Genomic DNA, 4,080 nt, shown 5'->3' on the forward strand with positions numbered 1-4,080 from the left:
CCGCGGGGCGGCGCCGGGGGGGCCGGGCGGGGGGGGGGGCCGCCCCGGTGGGGGGGGCGCCCCCCCGCGGGGGGGTGGCCCCCCCCAACCGCGACAGAGTCCTGGGCATCGCAGGCCGCGGCCACGCCTGATGAGGTGGCCACCCAGACGCTGCCGCGCGAGTTGCCCGGCCTCGGGCCGCGCACGCTCGCGCGGATACCGGCCGGCGCCCGGCAGGCCGTGGTCGTGACCGGCGAGGGGAAGAACTCGCCGAAGTCGACCGTGGTGGTGTACGAGCGGACGTCCGAGGGCTGGCGGGCGGGCGCGTCCTGGCCCGCGCACAACGCGCTGCGCGGCTGGTCGGAGAAGCACCGGATGGGCGATCTGCGCTCGCCGATCGGGGTGTTCACGCTCACCGACGCGGGCGGCAGGCTCGCCGATCCCGGTGCGAAGCTGCCGTACACCCGCTCGCGCGGCTTCACCGTCGGCGGCACCGGGTTCGCTGACGAGCCTCTGGCGGGCTCCTTCGACTACGTCGTGGCCATCAACTACAACCGGAAGCCCGGCACTTCGCCGATGGACTGGACGCGCCCGATGGGCGAGGACCGGGGCGGCGGCATCTGGCTCCACGTCGACCACGGCGGCCCCACGCACGGCTGTGTGAGCGTCGGCCAGGACCGGATGGCCGAGTTGCTGCGGACGCTGGACCCGGCCCGTAAGCCGATCGTCGTCATGGGCGACGCCGCGTCCCTCAGGCGCTGAATCCGCCGAGCCCGCCGCCCGCCGCACCGCAGCCCGGCCGCCGGTCCCGGTCCATCCGACCGGGATCGCCCATCCCGTCGCCGTAATATCCCAATACCCCTCGCGCACCGCACTATTCGGCCCGCAGTTGCCCGCCGAATGCCATTGTCAAGCACGCACGCACCTCAATCTGCAAAACCTTCGCTCAAGATACGAAGGAACTGCACATCCGCCGCCGACGCCCTCTTGACCGGCCTATGACTTCATTGCAAAAGTCCGCTCAACTCGCGGCGCACACGGCGCCCGCGACGGCTCCACGAGTTGACAGTGCGGACGACAGTGCGGACGACCAGTGCGGGGGCTTCACGCGATGACGAGTCCTTCCCAGGCCGCGGCGGCGGGCGCCGGCGGCTCCTCCCCTCTCGACCCGCTGAACGTCACCCCGGACGGCGGCGGGGATTTGGGAAAACTGGTCGGGCGGTCGCCGGGCCAGCTGATGTGGCGGCGTTTCAAGCGCGACCGCACGGGCGTGATCTCGGCGTTCATCGTGCTCTTCTTCCTGCTCGTCGCCATCACCGCGCCGCTGATCTCCAAGCTGTACGGGAAGAATCCGACGACCACGTACGGGCTCGACGAACCGGGCCTGCTGAATGAGTTCGGATATCCGGTCAAAGCGAACGGCGGTATATCCGTCGACTTCTGGTTCGGAATCGAGCCGACGCTCGGCCGGGACGTTTTCACGCAGCTCGTCTACGGAATCCGCACCTCGCTCCTGATCGCCACGATCGCCACCCTGCTCTGCGTGGCCACGGGCGTGCTGATCGGCGTCACCGCCGGCTATATCGGCGGCCGGACCGATTACTTCCTGGGCCGCTTCATCGATCTGCTGCTGGCGTTCCCCAGCCAATTGTCCTTCGTCGCCTTCACCCCCGTCGTGTACTCGTTGTTCGTCTCCCCGGAGAAGGAGACGCCCACCTATCTGCGGGTGGTGACGCTGATCCTGGTGCTGTGGCTGCTGGGCTGGATGGGAATGGCCCGCCTCCTCCGCGGCCAGGTGCTCAGCCTGCGTGAACGGGAGTTCGTGGAGGCCGCGAAGGTCACCGGCGCCGCTCCCTGGCGCATCATCACCAAGGAACTGCTGCCCAATCTGTGGACGCCGATCCTGGTGCAGACGACGCTGATGCTGCCGACGCTGGTCACCGTGGAAGCCGGTCTCTCCTTCCTGGGCGTCGGAATCGTCGAGCCGACCCCCGACTGGGGCCGCATGTTCAAGGCCGGTGCCGACTATTACGAGAGCGACCTCACCTACATCTTCTTCCCGGGCATCGCCATGATTGTCTTCGTGGTCGCCTTCAACCTGCTCGGGGATTCGGTCCGGGACGCATTCGACCCGAAGACGAACCGTTAGGCGAAGCCACGGATATCCACGTCGCGCGCATCACGGATGTGCGGGCCGCGGATATCCATCCGACACCCGAGGCAGGAGCAACGACTGATGACTTCGTCTCCCCGGCGCAGAGCCCGGCTCGCCGCCGCAGCCCTGGCCACCGGAGCCCTTGTGCTCACCGCCTGTAGCAGCGGCGGCGGGGGCGGTGGAGGAGAAAAGGAACAGGGCCCGTCCGCGGACAAGAACAAGTCCTCCAATTTCACGATCGGCACCGAGGCGGATTCGAAGGGGCCCGCCCCCGAGGTGCCCGGCGCCAAAAAGGGCGGCGCCGTCACCGTTCTCCAGCGCGACGCCTTCAACCATCTCGACCCCGGTCAGATCTACTACTCCGACATGCTGACCGCCCAGATGCTCTACAACCGCTCGCTCACCTCCTACAAGGTGGACGCCTCCGGCAAGGCCAAGGTCGTCGGCGACCTCGCCACGGGCCCCGGCACCGCCTCCGACGGCGGCAAGACCTGGACGTTCAAGCTCAAGGACGGGCTGAAGTTCCAGGACGGCTCGCCGATCACGTCCAAGGACGTGCGGTGGGGCATCGAGCGGCTCTACGCCGATTTCGAGACCGACGGCCCGATGTACATTCCGCAGTGGCTCTCGGGCGACGGGACCGCGTTCCGCAAGGCGCTGCCGGACGGCCCGTACAAGGGCAAGCACCTGCCCGCGTCGGTGCTGGACACCCCCGACGACAAGACCGTCGTCCTGCACTTCCGCAAACCGCACGCGGACACCCCGTTCGCGACCGCGATGCCCAACATCGGGGCGGTGAAGGCGGCCAAGGACACCCAGCGCAAGTACGACAACGCGCCCTTCTCCTCCGGCCCGTACCAGGTCCAGGACTTCAAGGTCGGCAAGTCGCTGACACTGGTGAAGAACCCCAACTGGGACCCGGCGACGGACCCGATCCGGCACCAGTACGTCGACCGGTTCGACATCAGCTTCGGCCACCAGCCCCAGGACCAGACGCGGCGCATCCTGGCGCAGCAGGGCACCGACAAGAACGCGATGTCGTTCACCAACGCCGTCGATCCGGGCATGACGAAGAACGTCCTGGACGACGCCGCCACCAAGGCCCGGCGCTTCGTGGAGATCCAGCCGTACGTCGACTACATCAGCTTCAACATGACCCGCCTCAAGGACGTCAAGGTCCGCAAGGCGCTGGCCTACGCGATGCCCAACGGGCAGATCCTCCAGCAGAACGGCGGCACGACCGCCGGCACCATCGCCACCAACTACCTGTCCCCGGCGATGGACGGCTACCAGGCCACCGACCCGTACGGGAAGAAGACGCACCCGGCGGGCGACACGGAGAAGGCCAAGGCGCTGCTGAAGGAGGCCGGGAAGGTCGGCCAGGAGATCGTCTACGCCTACCGCAACACCGACGTGGAGCAGAAGGTCGCGGTCGTGGTGACCCAGGCGCTCCAGAAGGCCGGCTTCAAGGTCGAGAAGAAGGAGGTGGACGCCAACACCTGGCGGACGGCGACCTCGCAGGTGGACAACAAGTTCGACATCTACCGCTCCTCGTGGGGCGCGGACTGGCCGGTCTCCTCGACGGTCGTGCCGCCCCTCTTCGACGGCCGGCAGATCGCGGACGGCGGCCAGAACTACGGGCATCTGGACAACCCGAAGGTCAACTCCGAGATCGACCGCATCAACGCGATCACGGACATCAAGAAGGCCGCGCCGCAGTGGATGAAGCTCGCCGACAAGATCTTCACGGAGGACGTGCCGGGCGTCCCGACGTTCTACAACCGGCAGTTCTCGCTCTGGGGTTCGGGACTCGGCGGCGTCAAGTACCAGCCGGTGTACGGCTCGGTCGACCCGACCGGCGTCTTCGTGAAGTAGCGGAACCAGCAGAGACAACAGAACCAGCAGAACCAGTACCGGTCGTCGTACGCACGGCCGTGCCCGCCAGC

General features: G+C 67.9%; 3 protein-coding genes. All 3 read left to right on the top strand.

Going from position 1 to position 4,080, the window contains the following annotated elements:
• The coding region (locus tag ACFU99_RS35835) for a L,D-transpeptidase family protein (RefSeq protein ID WP_384400453.1) at positions 1-741 on the top strand (741 nt) is incomplete at its 5' end.
• A gap of 349 nt (positions 742-1,090) precedes the next feature.
• A complete protein-coding gene (locus tag ACFU99_RS35840) occupies positions 1,091-2,128 on the top strand; it encodes an ABC transporter permease (RefSeq protein ID WP_384400456.1) in 1,038 nt (345 codons plus the stop codon).
• 87 nt (positions 2,129-2,215) lie between these two features.
• Complete coding sequence (locus ACFU99_RS35845; RefSeq protein WP_384400459.1) at positions 2,216-4,009, top strand: ABC transporter substrate-binding protein; 1,794 nt, start codon at positions 2,216-2,218, stop codon at positions 4,007-4,009.
• Positions 4,010-4,080 lie beyond the last annotated feature (71 nt).

The sequence above is a fragment of the Streptomyces sp. NPDC057654 genome (assembly GCF_042800135.1).
Lineage (GTDB): Bacteria > Actinomycetota > Actinomycetes > Streptomycetales > Streptomycetaceae > Streptomyces.

Bases quoted from the DNA above. Each gene is read 5' to 3' on its own strand.
- ACFU99_RS35840 (WP_384400456.1), top strand. From the start codon at position 1,091: ATGACGAGTCCTTCCCAGGCCGCGGCGGCGGGCGCCGGCGGCTCCTCC.
- ACFU99_RS35845 (WP_384400459.1), top strand. From the start codon at position 2,216: ATGACTTCGTCTCCCCGGCGCAGAGCCCGGCTCGCCGCCGCAGCCCTG.